The sequence below is a fragment of the Acinetobacter sp. VT 511 genome, from assembly GCF_001077515.1.
Classification (GTDB): domain Bacteria; phylum Pseudomonadota; class Gammaproteobacteria; order Pseudomonadales; family Moraxellaceae; genus Acinetobacter; species Acinetobacter schindleri.
Genome location: NZ_LFRE01000063.1, coordinates 1 through 1,262, shown reverse-complemented (window position 1 = coordinate 1,262; position 1,262 = coordinate 1). Strand labels below are relative to the sequence as shown.

Here is a 1,262-nt window from a genome sequence, read left to right as displayed (position 1 = left end):
TGTAACTGGTCTGTTAATACATATAGCTGCTGTGAAAAAATAAACTGATCCTGTTCCACGGTGCCAATCACCGTGACTACTGTATGTTCCAGCACAATGGGAAGCAATTGTTGGTTATGCACAACGGTTTCCTCCAATATATTTTGAATAGCAAATAATAAGAGGTCACGATCACTAGCTCTATATTTTGTATGATTAACAAGATCGGCCTGTAGTGTAATAACAGCAATTTGTTGCCATTCCCGAACCTGATGTGTGTAGCCATATTCATTCAGGGTGTCAGGAAGAGTATGAACAGGGATCTTACCCTGGAACAGATTCATCATAAAATGATTGCGAATCTGCAATAGATGCACATTAAGTGTGTTCTCTAATTGGGAGCGAGAGGCCGATAATTGTGAGACCCCTGCTCTGATCTGTTCGAATTTAATGCAGCTGTCAGATAACACATTGGATGTGATCAGCATGCCTGTTCAGGCGTTGGACTACACCTTTGCCGACCTTGTGCTGATGTATCAAAAGCTGACGGATCAAGATTCAAGCATACCGATCAAACCTTCGGATGAATTCGTCATTCAGGCACTGGAACGATGCGCGGCCGCGATTGCTCAGGACTGGATGCGAACCAAATACATGGAAGAGAAACGCCGCTACAAAGAAGATATGTGGGTCATTGATTGGCTTAACGGACACCACTCCACGAAGGAAATCCATGAATATATATCTACCGTTAATCCCCTTCTCGCAACGAGCAAAGCCACTATTATTTTATTCGACAGCAATCCAGCATACACAGATAGCCTCAGACTTCAGAAGTTGTTGATCCAACGTAACATCGTCGCCCGTGGTAGCAAAATATCTTGATGGCGTTACTGTACGTAAAGTGATTTACGTACCAGGTAAACTCCTCAATCTGGTCGTTGGCTAAGCGCGGGAGGAAGCGTGCGATATCTGGCAACATTGTTGTTATCTCTGGCGGTGTTAATCACCGCCGGGTGTGGCTGGCATCTGCGTGATACCACGCAGGTTCCTTCCACTATGAAGGTCATGATCCTGGACTCAGGCGATCCGAACGGGCCATTAAGCCGTGCGGTGCGTAACCAGTTACGTCTGAATGGTGTCGAGTTGCTTGATAAAGAAACCACGCGTAAGGACGTTCCATCCTTGCGTTTGGGTAAAGTGAGCATCGCGAAAGATACCGCATCGGTATTCCGTAACGGTCAAACAGCAGAGTATCAGATGATCATGACGGTTAATGCGAC

General features: G+C 45.7%; 3 protein-coding genes. 2 read left to right on the top strand and 1 reads right to left on the bottom strand.

Features of this window, described 5'->3' with window-relative positions; genetic code table 11:
• Positions 1-326: hypothetical protein (locus ACS72_RS09845; RefSeq protein WP_212771688.1), on the bottom strand; the 326-nt coding region annotated here is incomplete at its 3' end.
• Between the two features lie 139 nt (positions 327-465).
• Between ACS72_RS09845 and ACS72_RS09840 the strand changes: the two genes are divergently transcribed.
• Positions 466-864, top strand: coding sequence for a hypothetical protein (locus tag ACS72_RS09840; protein ID WP_048881999.1), 399 nt, complete (start codon positions 466-468; stop codon positions 862-864).
• A gap of 78 nt (positions 865-942) precedes the next feature.
• Positions 943-1,262, top strand: a 320-nt coding sequence (gene lptE, locus ACS72_RS09835) for an LPS assembly lipoprotein LptE (protein ID WP_048881998.1), incomplete at its 3' end; no start/stop codon positions are given.

Excerpts from the sequence above, each read along its gene's own strand:
- ACS72_RS09840 (WP_048881999.1), top strand. The coding sequence starts at position 466 with ATGCCTGTTCAGGCGTTGGACTACACCTTTGCCGACCTTGTGCTGATG.